The following is a 13,935-nucleotide window of genomic DNA, read 5'->3' as shown; positions in this document are numbered from 1 at the left end:
TTTTAATGCCGCGACTCGGATCGAAGATCCAGGTGCAGCCATATGGTGCCGTTGCGCTCCAGCGGTTTCACGTCGAAACCCAGCTTTTTTACCAGATGCAGGATGCGCACATTGTGTGGCAACGCTTCACCAATCATCTCGCGAGTGCCATGGCGACGGCAATACATGATCAATTTTGTCATCAGCACCAGGCCAAGCCCAAGTCCTTTCAGGTCGGAACGCACGATCACTGAAAATTCCGCCTGGATATTATCTGGATCCGCCACCACCCTGGCTACGCCTAGCGTCTCAGTGACGCCATCGCTGTTCGGCCTGGTCGCAATGAACGCCATTTCACGGTCGTAATCAATCTGCGTAAAACGCGCCAACTGCGACGGTTGCAGGGCGCGCATGCCGACAAACATGCGGTAGCGCACGTCCTCAGGATCAAGCGCGTTGAAAAACGCCACATGCGCGCTACCGTCTTCCGGCTTGATCGGCCGCAGTAGCAACGGCGCGCCCTGCCAGGATACGGTTTCCTCCAGTTCGTCCGGATACGGGCAGATCGCCAGCCGTCGCAGGCCGTCTCCGACCTCGCTCGGCTGCAAGCTGACATGTGCATACAAGCCTGTCATCTCCCTGCCGCCCGGTGAAGCAAAACCAATTTCAAGTTCGGCCAGTTCGGAAATGTCGGTCAGCAGACGGGACACCTTGAGCAGGACCCGGCAAATCCGGTCCTCATCGGGACCTGATTGCTGCAGCCTGTCGTCATTCGATCCTGTCACGCCACCATGCGTGACCATGTCATGCGCCAGCACCATGTTCAGGGGCGGCAAGCCTGCGCTTGTTTCAATCCCGTCATTCTTCCCGCTTCGCCTGAGGACCACGGCCGGGCCAAACACCGGATCAATGGCCAGACCTATTGTCAGCGCGGCCGCCTCTGACGACGAATCGCTTGCCTGAAGCGGAGCCTTTACAGTGATGCCGTAAGCAGCTAACAGCGCACCAGTGTCGGCTGCCGCCAAACGTTGCCGGTTGTCGCGCAAGGCAGCCTCGACAATCGCGCTCGCAGCCACCCTGTCGACAATGAAATCAGCCGATGCCGCCGGCGGTACCTGCATCAACAAATTCTGATTGCGCCGGAAATCGACCATCTGCATGAAGCCGCATACTGCTGAATCCGGCGTCGCATATGCGGGGATGCCGGTGTCCGTGCAAATTCGTCGCGCCGGCTCCAGTGACGTCCCACCCAGCCAGCAAGAAAGAATATTGCGCTCGTTATGTTTACCTATGGAAGCAATGGAATTGGCGATATCCGTGCAGGATTCCAACGCGCTCGGCGCATGGATGACAAGCAAGGCGTCCGCGCCACGGTCTGCCGCTACAGCTTCCATCACCTGCCCATACAACAACGCAGACGCATTGGCAGGCAGCGCGACGGGAACAACGTTCCTCCCTGTTGCCGGCAGACGAAGGCTAAGTTTTCCGATAGTTTCATCCGATAAAGTCACCGGCTTGCCACCATTGCGCGCCAGGGCGTCGCAAGCCATCAAACCCGGTCCGCGGTCATTGCTAATCACCAGCAGCCGGCTGCTATCAAGCTGGCGGATCCGCGACAAGGTCTCGACCGCACTGAACAGGTCTTCGGTAGAAAAGACGCGCAGCATGCCAGCCCGTCGTACCGCGGCGTCGAAGATCGCATCCGGGACAGCGCCGCGCAGGCCGCTCCTGAGTATCAGAGTTGGCTTGTTGCGCGCGGCGGCGCGTGCCGCCGACATGAACTTGCGCGCATGCGGGATATGCTCGACGCACAGCAATATCGCCTGCGTATCGACGTCACCGGCCAGGAAATCGAGCATATCGCCGATGTCGACGTCGGCGCTGCCTCCCAGCGCCACCACCTTGGAGAAGCCAATACCCTGCGAACTTGCCCAGTCGGTCAAGCCGCAAGCCAGTGCACCGGATTCGGCCAGCAATGCTGTCCGTCCTGGTAATGCGCCTCCTGCCGCCAGACTGGCGTTAAGCCCTGCTGCCGGCGCCATGATGCCGGCCGAGCCTGGGCCAAGGATGCGCAAAAGATGGGGACGTGCCGCCTGCAGGGCAACTTGATGCAAGCCGTCGTCGTTATCTGCTGCCTCGCTCATCACGATAACCGCCTTGCCGCCCATAGCGCCCAGCTGGCCGATGATCTTGGGTACGGTGGCCGCAGGGGTACAGATGACAGCCAGCTCAGGCGCTGCCGGCAACTCATCCAGCTGACGAAAGGTCTTGATGCCATCCAACAGGTCATACTTAGGATTGACCGGAAAAATGGCCCCCTTGAAGCCTGCCCGCGCTATATGCCGTAGCACGCATGTCCCAATGCTCTTCGGCTTTTCAGAAGCGCCGATAACGGCAATCGAGCGCGGCTCAAAAAAATACTGCAGGTTTCTTGCACTCACCCGTATCCTCCAGCGAACTAGGTCCCTAGCAAATCCTCGACGGCAACGGCAACCAGCTTTGCCATGTCAATCCGGTTGCTCGAATGGGCGATCGTATTGCAGCTGACAATGCGCTGGACGCCAGCTACCTGCAATGCGATATAGCCATCCCCCGCAAACAGGGGATGGACGGCGATGCACACCGGTGGCGCCATGCCAGCGGCCTTGACCTGCTTGACCGCCGCAACCATGGTGCGCGCGGTAGAAACGATGTCATCGACCAGGACCGGCGTGCGCCCGCCCCACCTCGCCACGTCGGGAATCGACACTTCGACCTCGCGGTCGCCGCGCCGTTTCTTGTGCAGCACCGTATGCGGACAGCCGGCCGCGGCGGCCACTGCGGCCACCCATTGTTCGCTTTCGGCATCCGGACCAATGATCACCGGCAGCGCTACATTTGCGACAATCCACTTCGCCAGTTCAGGCGCCGCATGCACAACACGGGTCGGAACCGTATAGATTTCAGCCAGATCGCGATACCGGTGCAGATGCGGATTGACCGTCACCAGCCAGTTGCAGCAACTGGAGATCAGGCGCGCGAAATGGCTGGCAGTCACCCCCTCCTGCTCCATGAAGCGTGCATCTTGCCGCATGTAAGGCAGGTAGGGAATGACCAGGCCGACGCTGCGGGCGCCCAGTTCGCGGGCAACGCTGGCGGCAAGATACAGTTCCATGATCTTGCCGTCGGGCCGGTCCAACGCACAGACCAGCACCACATCACGCCCGCCGACGGCAGTCATGAAACGCGGACAGGACTCGCCGTCGGGGAAGTGATGCATCTGCATGTCGCCGATTTCGGCAGTTAAAATACTGCGCAGCTGCGAGGCAAAGCCGTCGTTGCCTGGCATCGAGAAAAGTACGGGTCTCATCAAACCTCCTGTAAAGAAATCAAGTTTTCCTGGGCCTCGGCATAAGCACGCGCATAGGCCAGCTCTCCAGGCGACTCGGCATGAATAGTCAGGTACGGTTGCCCAATCTCCATCCGGCTGCCTAAAGGCGCATGGAAAACAATGCCGGCGGCAGGCGCCTTCGGGGCGCCTGCCAACTTGGCAATGGCAGCCAGGCGCCGGTTGTCGATCGCAATCACAAGGCCCAGATGTCGCGACAGGACCGGGTGGGTATATGCCGCCTCGCTTGGGATCCGCATACCGCCCTGAGCTTCGCAGATGGCCTGGAATTTGCGCCAGGCAGCGCCGCTGTCCAGCACGGAGGCCGCCAGCGCCATCCCCTGTCCTGCCTTGGCCTTACCACCCAGCTCGAGCACATTGGCGGCCAACAGCAGCGCACGCTCACGCAGATCCTGCGGCGCCCCTGCCAGGTTCTGCAAAATCGCCAGCACATCGCGGGCTTCGAGCGCAGGGCCGATGCCCCGCCCCACCGGTTGGCTGCCGTCGGTCATCACAGGCTTGACGGCAATACCCAATGCCGCACCCACCGCGACCAGACGCTCTGCCAACGCCATGGCGGCTTGCGGCGACCGGACCTTGGCCGTCGGCCCGACCGGCAGATCAATCACAACATGGGTAGAACCGGCCGCTATCTTCTTTGACAGCACGGAGGCGACCAGCAAGCCGTCGCTATCCAGATCCAAGGGATGTTCGACCCGGATCAGGAGATCGTCGGCAGGACTGAGGCTGACCGCGCCACCCCAGGCGACACAGCCGTTTTCACGCTCCACTACGCCTCGCATGGCATCGATGTCCAGCGCTACCGGTGCCAGGGTTTCCATGGTGTCGGCGGTACCGGCCGGCGAGGTGATGGCGCGTGACGAGGTTTTCGGAATGGTCAGGCCGCAGGCAGCGACGATGGGCACGATCAGCAAGGTGGTTCGGTTGCCTGGCAAGCCGCCGACGCAATGCTTGTCCACTACCATGTCGGCCTGCCATTGCAAACGCTGGCCGACCTTCACCATGGCGTCGGTCAATGCGACGGTTTCGGTGACATCCAGATGACTACCAGAGCAAGCGGTGATAAGAGCCGCCATTTCGATGTTCGAGTAACGGCCGGCGACAATGTCGCATACAATCGCGGCAACGCCATCTGATGTAAAAGGATGTCCGTAGATTTTCGCCCGCACTGACGAAAACGACTGCATCGGCGCAGGGTGCCGGACCTGCACCTGATCGCCGTCGCTGCCACCGAGCGCGCGCCAAGCCGCTTCCGACAACCCTACTTCGTGCATCGCAATCATCGGGAAATGCACAACGTTGAGGGTGGCGACAATATAGCGTTCGCCACTCCACACTTCTACCCGTGAATGCGCCTCGAAACCTTCGGATCTGCAGATATCGCAGTCGCTGCGCATATAGGCGACCAGTTCTTGATAGGTATCGATGCCGACGCGCCGCATCCGCAATGCGTTCGTCGCATGATTCTCCATTTCGGGGGCCGTCGCGGGTTGGCAATAATGCATATCGCTCATGGCAGCTCCACGCTCTCCAGGTAATCCGGTAGCCGGCAATTCCAATGCAACTGTTCTTCGATCCGCTTGCGCAATCCGTCCGCCGCTGGCGGTTCGCCATGGGTAATGAATGTCAGCTTGGGCGGGTTTGAAAAATGCGACAGCCAGGCAAGTATCTCGTCTGCGTCGGCGTGCGCCGACATATTGTCGATCTGGCTTACCTGCGCTCGCAGCGGAACATATTCACCGTGGATTTTGATGGCGTCGGCGCCGGCAACCATGGAAGCGCCACGTGTGCCGCCAGCCTGATAGCCGGCAAACAAAATCGTATTGCGCGGGTCAGGGGCAAAGGCCTTCAAATGATGCGAAACCCGCCCGCCGGTGGCCATGCCGCTGGCAGCGACGATGACCATCGGCCGCTGCCTTTTATTCAAGGCGATCGACTCTTCGACACTGGTGACGATCTTAGCGGTGTGGAACATGGCATCGCATTGTGCATGATCAAGCCGATGGTCTTGCCCGTGCCGGTGATAAATCTCGGTGGCATTGACCGCCATCGGGCTGTTCAAGTAGACCGGCAGAGCTGCCGGAATCTCGCCGCATTCTTTGAGTAAGTGAATGGCGTAGAGCAAGGACTGAGCCCGCCCCACGGCAAAGGAGGGGATGATCGTTACTCCGCTGCGCTCGGCTGTTTCGCGTATGGTCTTGCCAAGCAAGATGACAGGATCAGCCGGGTCGTGGCGGCGGTTGCCATAGGTTGATTCGACCACCAGGTAGTCTGTCTTTTCGACGGTGGAAGGCGGCAGCATGATCAAGTCATTGGGGCGGCCGAGATCGCCCGAAAACGTTATGGTCATCTCGCCACTTTTCAGGACGACGATAGCGGCGCCCAAAATATGGCCGGCACGCTGAAGGCGTGCGCGCATGCCTTCGCACACCTGGAAATCCGCATCGAAATGGACGGGGGAGAAAAAATCCAGCGCGCGCACCGCGTCTGCTTCTGAATATAAAGGCAGAGCAGGAGTGTGTTTTGAGAAGCCGTGGCGATTGGCATAATTTGCATCTTCTTCCTGCAAATGGCCACTGTCCGGAAGCATTATCTTACATAGGTCGAAAGTCGCTTCGCTGCAGAATATCTTGCCCTTGAAGCCATTCTTGACCAGCAGCGGCAGATAGCCGCTATGGTCCAGATGCGCATGAGTCAGGATCACTGCGTCCAGTTCCGAAGGCCGCAGCGACATATGCTCCCAATTACGGAGACGCAATTGCTTATACCCTTGGAACAAGCCGCAATCGACCAGTATTTTTGCCGATCCGGCGCTCAGCAGATACTTTGAGCCAGTCACGGTTCCCGTGGCGCCTAGAAATTGGATTTTCATTGCCTGTCTCTTTCAATTGGTTTAAACCGGCTTCAATTTCCTGTCAGCATTCTCTGCGTCGTTACCGCGGCTTTCTGCTTGTGAAGAGTTCAACTCTTTGTGCAATAGCGAAATTTCCTTGCGCAACATGCGCATGTCGGCATGAAGTTCGCGCTCCAAGCGCTTTTCGTCCTCTCCAACCAGCATCGCGGATATATTGGCCGTGACCACGGAAAATAAGGCGTAACCCAGCAAGACAATGAAAGCAGCAAGAATCCTGGACGCTGCCGTCGATGGGACCAAGTCGCCGTACCCGACTGTAGCGCCGGTAATGAAAGCCAGCCAGACCCCATCGGCGTAGGTATGTACCCGTGGCTCTAGCCACAGGAAACCGGCGCCTGCCACTGCAAGCACAGCGACTGCGAACGCAACTACGTGCAGCAGGCGGCACGACACGACATACTTCCTCGACAACATCACCAAGCGGAAGAAGACGATGGCGCAATACGCCATCCGCAAGATCCATTCAAGCACGGACCAGGGAGGATTGCTCGGCCAGGCACTGAGCGCTGCGCCGAGAAAAATCACCCTGTCCAGGGTCACTGCGCCATCGCGCCAGTGCCTCATCTTTCCCCGGCACAGTAGATCGGCGCCAGCCATTGCCGCTACGACCACATAAAGACCGCCGCCGATGTTGCGATAAAACGGTCCCATTCCTGCCAAGGTCAGGTAAAAGGCAGGAATCGACAACAGCAGCGCGGCTGGCATCAAGATTTTTTGTTGCCAAACCAGTGTGGGATTTTTCATGTTGCTTTAGCCGTCGCCAAAAACACGGATGGAAAGTACGTTGTTTTGAGCATATTGACGTACATCGCCGGAGACAACTTGCGCTGGATCAAAAAAGCACTGGTATTTCACAGCCTTAGCCTGGAAGAGTTGCGCGCGTGTTTGATCCATGTCAACCACACCGGCTATAGCACTTGCCGATGTATCGTCTCCGCATACAATGGCTTTTAAGACATGAGTACTTTGGAAAACGTCGAATTCACTCACTTTGGAAATTTCGATCGAATCGGGATGACGCCAGGAAGGCCAAAACTCGCCAACGCGGCAATCCCACTTTTTTGAGAACCCCATGACCATGTATAAAAAAATTCTGCTTGCCGTAGATGGCAGCCTGACTTCCGACCAGGCACTGGCACAGATTGCCAATTTTGCAACGACCGAAGCGACTGTCCGCATCCTCTATGTTGCGGAAGATCCGATTACCACCTATCCCATGATCAACGAGGATTTCACCTACATCGAGTTATTGCGCGAAGTGACGTTAGAAGATGGAAAAAAATTGCTGGCGAAGGCAGAAGCCAGTTTGCGATCGCAAGGATATCAAGTGCAAACCAGCCTGATAGACCTGCGCGGTACGGGTGGAGACATCCCTGGAGCTATCAAGGCAGAATCCGAAAAATGGGACGCCGACCTGACCGTGCTGGGCACCCATGGCCGGCGCGGGGTACGGCGCATGCTGCTGGGCAGCGTCGCCGAGCATTTCGTGCGGATGTCGACACGGCCCGTGCTTCTGGTGCACTCCAGCGAGCCGACGACCGGGCATGAAAATCTCGCCGAAGACAATCATGCTTAAGCGTATCCTGGTCGCGATAGACGGTAGTGAACTTGGGCAAAACGCCTTGCGCCATGCCTGCGCACTTGCCAAGGAACAGGATTGCCAGATTCGAGCCCTGTATATCTATGTCGACCCGTTTCTCACTTTCCCCCTGCCTGGTGTCGCTTACTTCCAGCGCGAACCGATACTGCAAGCCGCGGCGGAGCAAGCTGCCGGCCTGAGGACGGCAGCCTTGAAGATTTTCGACACGTTTGAACTTCGAGGCGATGTGCAGATACTGGAGCTGCAGGAGCGTGAAAAACGGGTAGCAGACCTCATACATGAGGTGGCCAGGCGATGGCGCGCCAGTGTGGTCGTCATGGGATCGCATGGCCTGCAAGGTATGCAGCGGCTTATTCTAGGCAGCGTTGCTGAACACTTTTTGCGTATCGCGGATTGTCCGGTACTGGTCATAAAATCCTGAGGGAGACACAAGCAAACCGCCCCACAAAGTGTTCCGGCCGACTTCTTCTCAAGTCAAGCAGACTGGCAAGTGTTATGTGAAGCAATCGTCAAAATATAGGAATGCCCTTTCCGAGTCGCTCCACCTGCTGCGCACACGTGGTTTCGGTACATTCTGGGTGGCCAGCCTACTCTCCAATATCGACATCTGAGCGCAACAAGTGGCTTAGCTTAGCCGTGGCTATTGCTTCGTCTCAGTGCATCGCCCCTCCTGATCGGCCTGGACGCCATCAATCGTCCGCCGGTTTCATCGCAACCGGGTTCAAATCGACGCTCGCCTGTTGCGGCCAGGACCAGTTGGCGTGCAAGCGCCAATCGCGATGTGCATCTTCAATCAGTATCCGCCAACGCGCCATTTCCAGTTGCGGCAAACGCACCGAGAAATTGCCGTTGAGATCCGGTCGTACAAACAGGGTAATATCTTTATCAGGCAAGGTCGAATGAATAAGGCGCAACTGCAAGCCTGGAGTCACTTCATGCGCAATGTCCGGATCCGGCTGGCCGCCAACATGATGCAAGACGCCACTCATTACGCCGCTTTTCGCGTCGTAGCTCAGGTACCCAGCGATGCCGCGCCGGATCGCTTCCTGATCGCGGCTCAAATCTTGATTGATGGCGCTGCCCTCTTTGTAGTAGTCGTCCTCTACCAGCGCATCTTGCCGGGTGAATGCCAACCAACAGGTATAGCTTGCGGCCACCACTACCACCGTCGGACCCAGCATCAGTAGCCATGGCCAACGTTGGACATACCACGGCCTGGGAGCAACGGCTGGCTTGAAAGTCATATTCCGCTGGTTTTTCATATATATCCTGTTTGTATGGGTGTGCAGTAATCTGGCGACGGTGCGTCTTCAGTGCGGAATATAGAACACCGCCTTTTCATCTACCTGTGCTCCAGTGCCATCGATCGCCTGCAGCCTGAAATGAATGATGTTGGAACCCTGCTTACCCTGTCCGTGTGGCACTCTTACCCGTAGGGGTATTAGCCGCGTTTCAGTGGCGGCAAGCGTGACCTCGTCTTCGCCGGACAGTGCAATGCCGGCAATTCCCGCCACGCTTATCCTGTACCGGTGAGGCACTTCATCGGTATTGATGGCCTGCAACCGATAGACGTTCTCGACGATGCCCTCTTCAACTTCCCTGCCCATGGATCCGCGATCGCGGATCACATCGACTTTGAGAGGGGGCCTGAATGCCAGGGAACCGGTGAAAATCGTCGCGATCACCAACAATGCTGAACTGTAAACCAGTACACGTGGGCGAAAAATCCGATGCAGAATGGCAGCCGCCGGCAATTTGTCTGCCATGGCATGCTCCGTCGAATAACGGATCAGTCCGCGCCGTGCGCCGATCTTGTCCATGACCATATTGCAGGCATCGACGCAGGCCGCACAGCCAATGCACATGTATTGCAGGCCGGCCCGGATATCGATTCCGGTCGGACATACCTGCACGCACATGCTGCAGTCGATGCAAGAAGACAATGTCGGTTCTGGCGTTTTCTGGTAGCGGGTTGAGCGCGGTTCGCCACGTTCCGTATCGTAAGTGATTATCAAGGAATCGCGATCGAACATGGCGCTTTGGAAGCGTGCATAGGGACACATGTACTTGCACACCTGCTCGCGCATCCAGCCTGCGTTGCCATAGGTGGCGAAGCCATAAAACAGAACCCAAAACCATTCCCACGATCCCAGGCCAAGTACGCTTGTTTCGCGCACAAGATCATGGATAGAAGTGAAGTAACCGACGAAAGTAAAGCCTGTCCATAACGCCACGACACCCCAGGCTAGATGCTTGCTGCTTTTACGCAGCACTTTATCGAACGACCACGCTTGCCGGTCGAGCCGCATGCGTGAGCTACGCGGTCCCTCTATCCGGGTTTCTATCCAAAGGAATATTTTGGTGTACACAGTTTGTGGGCAAGCGTAGCCGCACCAGACCCGGCCGGCGATTGCCGTAAACAAGAACAGCGAGAACGCGCAGACAATCAGCAGCACGGCAAGGTAGATAAAATCCTGCGGCCACAGCACGATGCCGAACAAATAGAATTTGCGTGCTGCCAGGTCAAACAGCACTGCCTGGCGGCCATTCCACCTTAACCACGGCATGCCGTAAAACACCAACTGCGTCAGCCACGCGCATAGCCAGCGCAACGTGGCATAACGCCCGCTTACATCGCGCGGGTATATCTGCTGCCGTGCCTGGTACATCCTGACAACAGCAGTCTTAGGAGAGGAATCACTCGCGCTCATTGTTGGCCGTCGGGTTTACGATCATTGTGAAGTAGCAGCCGGGTGATCAAGCTCGACCACGCTGCCAGAATGGTTCGACAAACTCCACACATAGGCGGCAAGCACATGCACTTTCGGTTCGCCAAGAAAATCCTTGAACGACGGCATGGTGTTATCGCGCCCTTTGCGAATGGTTTCCATGATGGTGTCGACGCTGCCGCCGTATAGCCAGATTTTGTCGCTCAGGTTCGGTGCACCAATAGCCTGGTTGCCACCGCCACCGGGGCCATGGCAGCCCATGCAGACGGAAAACTTCGGCTTGCCGAATATCGCCTTGATCGGATCATATGTCGAGCCAGACAGGCTCAACACATAATGTGCGACGTTCTCAACATCCTTGTCTCCTCCCAGTGCCGCCCCCATCGGCGGCATTACGCCATGCCGGCCTTCCATGATGGTGGTCTTGATGGTTTCCGGCGCACCGCCATGCAGCCAGTCCTGGTCGGTGAGATTCGGAAAGCCTTTATTGCCGCGGGCGTCGGAACCATGGCATTGCGCACAGTAAGTCAGGAACAGGCGTTCACCGATCGCATGCGCTTGCGGATCGGCGGCGACGGCTTTCAAGTCCTGATGCAGGTATTTGCTGAACATGGGGCCGTAGTCGGCATCAGCCTTTTTCAGCTCGTTCTGATAGGCACTGCTGGATTTCCAGTCAAGCTGTCCCGCGAAACTGCCGAGGCCTGGATACAGTACCAAATAGACCAAGGCAAAAACGATAGTCACGTAGAACAGCCACATCCACCAGCGCGGCAATGGATTATTCAATTCTCCCAAATCATCGTCCCAGACATGGCCGGTAGTATTGTCAGCGGGATCCTGCCCTGGTTCAAGCGTGACGGTTCGGCTGCCTTGCATCCACAACAGCACACCACAGCCGAAGATGCTGAGGATCGTCAATATAGTGATATAGGGACTCCAGAAGCCATCGGTAAAATCAGCCATGGCGCAGCTCCCTTGCGTCGAGTTCTGCCTTTACCTTATCGAATTGCTCCTGGTCGTCGGCGAAAGGCAATAACGCCGCTTCGTCGAAGTCCTTGGGATGCTTTCGAATATAGCTCCACCAGATAATGCCGGCAAACGTGACGAAACTGATCACGGTAATGATGCTATGCGCATCAATCAGTATTTTTTGGATAGCCATGGTTATCTTTCCGCCTTGATCTGGATTCCCAATCCTTGCAAATAAGCGATCAACGCATCTTGCTCGGTCTTGTCTTGCAACGCCGCAGGCGCAGCGGTGATCTCGGCATCGGTATATGGGTCGCCAAGACGCTGCAGCGCACGCAGGTGCGGCACAATATCGTCAGGAACCAGACGCGTCGATTCCAGCCACGGATAGCCTGGCATATTCGATTCCGGCACCAGGTCACGCGGATTGTGCAGATGGGCGCGATGCCATTCGTCGCTATAACGGCCGCCGACGCGCGCCAGGTCCGGCCCGGTGCGCTTCGACCCCCATTGGAACGGCCGGTCGTAGACCGATTCGCCAGCTACCGAATAATGGCCATAGCGTTCCGTTTCGGCGCGGAATGGCCGGATCATTTGAGAATGGCAGTTGTAACAGCCCTCACGAAGATAAATGTCGCGCCCCGCCAGTCTCAACGGTGAGTAAGGTCGCAGGCCGGTAATCGGCTGGGTAGTCGACTTCTGGAAAAACAAGGGCACGATTTCTGCCAGGCCTCCGACGCTGACCACCAGGATGACCAATCCGATCAATAGCCAGTGATTTTTTTCTATCGACTCATGTGAAAATTTCATGCCCATGCTCCCGCTTCAAATTGGATCGGCTGCATCATAGAACCTCCACCGCTTCAGCCGCGATCTTGGCCCCAGGAACCAATTGCGCCACTACGGGATGGGTGCGCGGCACGGCAATGCGCGTATCCACCGGAAAGCTGTAACGCATCGTCTTGAATACGTTGAACGCCATCAGCAGCATGCCGCCCAGATACAGCAGACCGCCAAAGAAGCGAATCACGTAATAGGGATAAGTCGCCTTGACCACTTCAACGAAAGCATAAGTAAGCGTACCGTCGGGATTCACGGCGCGCCACATCAATCCCTGCATCACGCCGGCAATCCACATTGCGGCGATATACATGACGATGCCGATGGTCGCCATCCAGAAATGCAGTTCGATCATTTTCACGCTCCACATCTGCTGCTTGCCTACCAGACGCGGAATCAGGTAATACATCGAGCCCATCGTGATAAAGCCGACCCAGCCCAGCGCGCCGGAATGGACATGGGCGATACCCCAGTCCGTGTAGTGCGACAAGGCATTGACGGTCTTAATCGCCATCATCGGACCTTCAAAAGTCGCCATGCCGTAGAACGACAACGACACCACCAGGAATTTCAAGATTGGATCGGTACGCAGCTTGTGCCATGCGCCCGACAAGGTCATCATGCCGTTGATCATGCCGCCCCAGGACGGCGCCAGCAGGATCAGCGAAAACACCATGCCAAGCGACTGAGTCCAGTCCGGCAATGCGGTGTAGTGGAGATGGTGCGGGCCGGCCCACATATAAGTGAAGATCAGCGCCCAGAAATGCACGATCGACAAGCGATAGGAATATACCGGTCTCTCAGCCTGCTTGGGGATGAAGTAATACATCATGCCGAGGAAACCCGCAGTCAGGAAAAATCCCACCGCATTGTGGCCGTACCACCACTGGATCATGGCATCCTGGACTCCGCTGTATGCGGAGTAGGACTTGGTCAAGGTAGCTGGCATGGCCATGCCGTTGACAATGTGCAAAAGCGCTACCGCAATGATGAAAGCGCCGTAAAACCAGTTAGCTACATAGATATGCGCGACCTTGCGCTTTGCCAGCGTGCCGAAAAACACCACGGCATACGCCACCCAAACAACGGCTAGCAGAATGGCGATCGGCCATTCGAGCTCGGCATATTCCTTGCCGCGGGTGTAGCCCATCGGGAGGGTTATCGCCGCCAGCACGATCACCAGTTGCCAGCCCCAAAAGGTGAATGCGGCCAATCCATCCGAGAACAGGCGCACCTGGCAAGTCCGTTGCACCACATAGTAGGAAGTCGCCATCAGCGCGCTGCCACCAAACGCGAAGATCACCGCATTGGTATGCAAGGGCCGCAGCCGGCCAAAGCTCAGCCAGGGTATATCGAAATTCATTGCCGGCCACGCCAACTGGGCCGCAATCAGCAAGCCGACCAGCATGCCGACCACTCCCCACACGATCGTCGCAATCGAAAACTGCTTGACGACCTTATAGTTATAGTTAAGCGCCTTTTCCACGTTCTTCTCTCCCAAAATACCACTGCAATG

The 13,935-nt window shown here is 57.2% G+C and carries 14 protein-coding genes; 2 read left to right on the top strand and 12 right to left on the bottom strand.

Annotated elements, in window-relative coordinates; genetic code table 11:
- Positions 1 to 2 precede the first annotated feature (2 nt).
- Genes AC07V8_RS17405 through AC07V8_RS17380 form a run of 6 tightly spaced genes read right to left on the bottom strand, consistent with a single transcriptional unit; the run spans position 3 to position 7,361 of the window.
- Positions 3 to 2,420 (bottom strand): bifunctional acetate--CoA ligase family protein/GNAT family N-acetyltransferase, encoded by a 2,418-nt coding sequence (locus tag AC07V8_RS17405; protein WP_494680217.1) that lies wholly within the window; start codon positions 2,418 to 2,420, stop codon positions 3 to 5.
- Between the two features lie 17 nt (positions 2,421 to 2,437).
- On the bottom strand, positions 2,438 to 3,328 hold the full coding sequence (locus AC07V8_RS17400; protein WP_494680216.1) for a ribose-phosphate pyrophosphokinase: 891 nt from the start codon (positions 3,326 to 3,328) through the stop codon (positions 2,438 to 2,440).
- Positions 3,328 to 4,872: a thymidine phosphorylase family protein gene (locus tag AC07V8_RS17395; protein WP_494680257.1), complete on the bottom strand. Its 1,545-nt coding sequence runs from the start codon at positions 4,870 to 4,872 to the stop codon at positions 3,328 to 3,330. Before AC07V8_RS17395 ends, AC07V8_RS17400 begins: the two co-directional genes overlap by 1 nt.
- A gap of 5 nt (positions 4,873 to 4,877) precedes the next feature.
- The gene (locus tag AC07V8_RS17390) at positions 4,878 to 6,239 is read right to left on the bottom strand and encodes an MBL fold metallo-hydrolase RNA specificity domain-containing protein (RefSeq protein WP_494680215.1); all 1,362 of its coding nucleotides are present in this window, start codon (positions 6,237 to 6,239) and stop codon (positions 4,878 to 4,880) included.
- A gap of 21 nt (positions 6,240 to 6,260) precedes the next feature.
- A complete protein-coding gene (locus AC07V8_RS17385; RefSeq protein WP_494680214.1) occupies positions 6,261 to 7,025 on the bottom strand; it encodes a potassium channel family protein in 765 nt (254 codons plus the stop codon).
- 6 nt (positions 7,026 to 7,031) lie between these two features.
- Positions 7,032 to 7,361 carry a hypothetical protein gene (locus AC07V8_RS17380; RefSeq protein WP_494680213.1) on the bottom strand — a complete coding sequence of 110 codons (330 nt, stop codon included), beginning with the start codon at positions 7,359 to 7,361 and terminating at the stop codon, positions 7,032 to 7,034.
- Here AC07V8_RS17380 and AC07V8_RS17375 point away from each other — a divergent pair.
- Together AC07V8_RS17375 and AC07V8_RS17370 are read left to right on the top strand one after the other, a co-directional pair.
- The gene (locus AC07V8_RS17375) at positions 7,354 to 7,857 is read left to right on the top strand and encodes a universal stress protein (RefSeq protein ID WP_494680212.1); all 504 of its coding nucleotides are present in this window, start codon (positions 7,354 to 7,356) and stop codon (positions 7,855 to 7,857) included. The genes AC07V8_RS17380 and AC07V8_RS17375 overlap by 8 nt on opposite strands.
- Positions 7,826 to 8,302 (top strand): universal stress protein, encoded by a 477-nt coding sequence (locus AC07V8_RS17370; RefSeq protein WP_494680211.1) that lies wholly within the window; start codon positions 7,826 to 7,828, stop codon positions 8,300 to 8,302. Before AC07V8_RS17375 ends, AC07V8_RS17370 begins: the two co-directional genes overlap by 32 nt.
- A 268-nt stretch (positions 8,303 to 8,570) precedes the next feature.
- Here the strand turns inward: AC07V8_RS17370 and AC07V8_RS17365 are convergent, their stop codons facing one another.
- From AC07V8_RS17365 to ccoN, 6 genes are all read right to left on the bottom strand, one after another.
- The gene (locus AC07V8_RS17365) at positions 8,571 to 9,038 is read right to left on the bottom strand and encodes a FixH family protein (RefSeq protein WP_494721477.1); all 468 of its coding nucleotides are present in this window, start codon (positions 9,036 to 9,038) and stop codon (positions 8,571 to 8,573) included.
- Between the two features lie 153 nt (positions 9,039 to 9,191).
- The gene (ccoG, locus tag AC07V8_RS17360) at positions 9,192 to 10,592 is read right to left on the bottom strand and encodes a cytochrome c oxidase accessory protein CcoG (RefSeq protein ID WP_494680209.1); all 1,401 of its coding nucleotides are present in this window, start codon (positions 10,590 to 10,592) and stop codon (positions 9,192 to 9,194) included.
- Positions 10,593 to 10,613: 21 nt separating this feature from the next.
- On the bottom strand, positions 10,614 to 11,573 hold the full coding sequence (gene ccoP, locus AC07V8_RS17355; RefSeq protein ID WP_494680208.1) for a cytochrome-c oxidase, cbb3-type subunit III: 960 nt from the start codon (positions 11,571 to 11,573) through the stop codon (positions 10,614 to 10,616).
- On the bottom strand, positions 11,566 to 11,772 hold the full coding sequence (locus AC07V8_RS17350; RefSeq protein ID WP_494680207.1) for a cbb3-type cytochrome oxidase subunit 3: 207 nt from the start codon (positions 11,770 to 11,772) through the stop codon (positions 11,566 to 11,568). The genes ccoP and AC07V8_RS17350 overlap by 8 nt, the downstream gene beginning before the upstream one ends.
- A 2-nt stretch (positions 11,773 to 11,774) precedes the next feature.
- Entirely contained in the window at positions 11,775 to 12,389 is a 615-nt protein-coding gene (ccoO, locus tag AC07V8_RS17345; protein WP_494680206.1) for a cytochrome-c oxidase, cbb3-type subunit II, read from the bottom strand.
- A gap of 34 nt (positions 12,390 to 12,423) precedes the next feature.
- Complete coding sequence (gene ccoN / locus AC07V8_RS17340) at positions 12,424 to 13,905, bottom strand: cytochrome-c oxidase, cbb3-type subunit I (protein WP_494680205.1); 1,482 nt, start codon at positions 13,903 to 13,905, stop codon at positions 12,424 to 12,426.
- Between the last annotated feature and the right edge of the window lie 30 nt (positions 13,906 to 13,935).

It is taken from the genome of Collimonas sp. GW821-FHT02H07 (assembly GCF_059421505.1).
The sequence above is the reverse complement of the archived record's forward strand: the minus strand, read 5'-3'. Positions and strand labels throughout refer to the sequence as shown.

Bases quoted from the DNA above. Each gene is read 5' to 3' on its own strand.
- AC07V8_RS17400 (WP_494680216.1), bottom strand. From the start codon at position 3,328: ATGAGACCCGTACTTTTCTCGATGCCAGGCAACGACGGCTTTGCCTCG.
- AC07V8_RS17395 (WP_494680257.1), bottom strand. From the start codon at position 4,872: ATGCATTATTGCCAACCCGCGACGGCCCCCGAAATGGAGAATCATGCG.
- AC07V8_RS17390 (WP_494680215.1), bottom strand. From the start codon at position 6,239: ATGAAAATCCAATTTCTAGGCGCCACGGGAACCGTGACTGGCTCAAAG.
- AC07V8_RS17385 (WP_494680214.1), bottom strand. From the start codon at position 7,025: ATGAAAAATCCCACACTGGTTTGGCAACAAAAAATCTTGATGCCAGCC.
- AC07V8_RS17375 (WP_494680212.1), top strand. From the start codon at position 7,354: ATGACCATGTATAAAAAAATTCTGCTTGCCGTAGATGGCAGCCTGACT.
- AC07V8_RS17380 (WP_494680213.1), bottom strand. From the start codon at position 7,361: ATGGTCATGGGGTTCTCAAAAAAGTGGGATTGCCGCGTTGGCGAGTTT.
- AC07V8_RS17370 (WP_494680211.1), top strand. From the start codon at position 7,826: ATGAAAATCTCGCCGAAGACAATCATGCTTAAGCGTATCCTGGTCGCG.
- ccoG (WP_494680209.1), bottom strand. From the start codon at position 10,592: ATGAGCGCGAGTGATTCCTCTCCTAAGACTGCTGTTGTCAGGATGTAC.
- ccoP (WP_494680208.1), bottom strand. From the start codon at position 11,573: ATGGCTGATTTTACCGATGGCTTCTGGAGTCCCTATATCACTATATTG.
- AC07V8_RS17350 (WP_494680207.1), bottom strand. From the start codon at position 11,772: ATGGCTATCCAAAAAATACTGATTGATGCGCATAGCATCATTACCGTG.
- ccoO (WP_494680206.1), bottom strand. From the start codon at position 12,389: ATGAAATTTTCACATGAGTCGATAGAAAAAAATCACTGGCTATTGATC.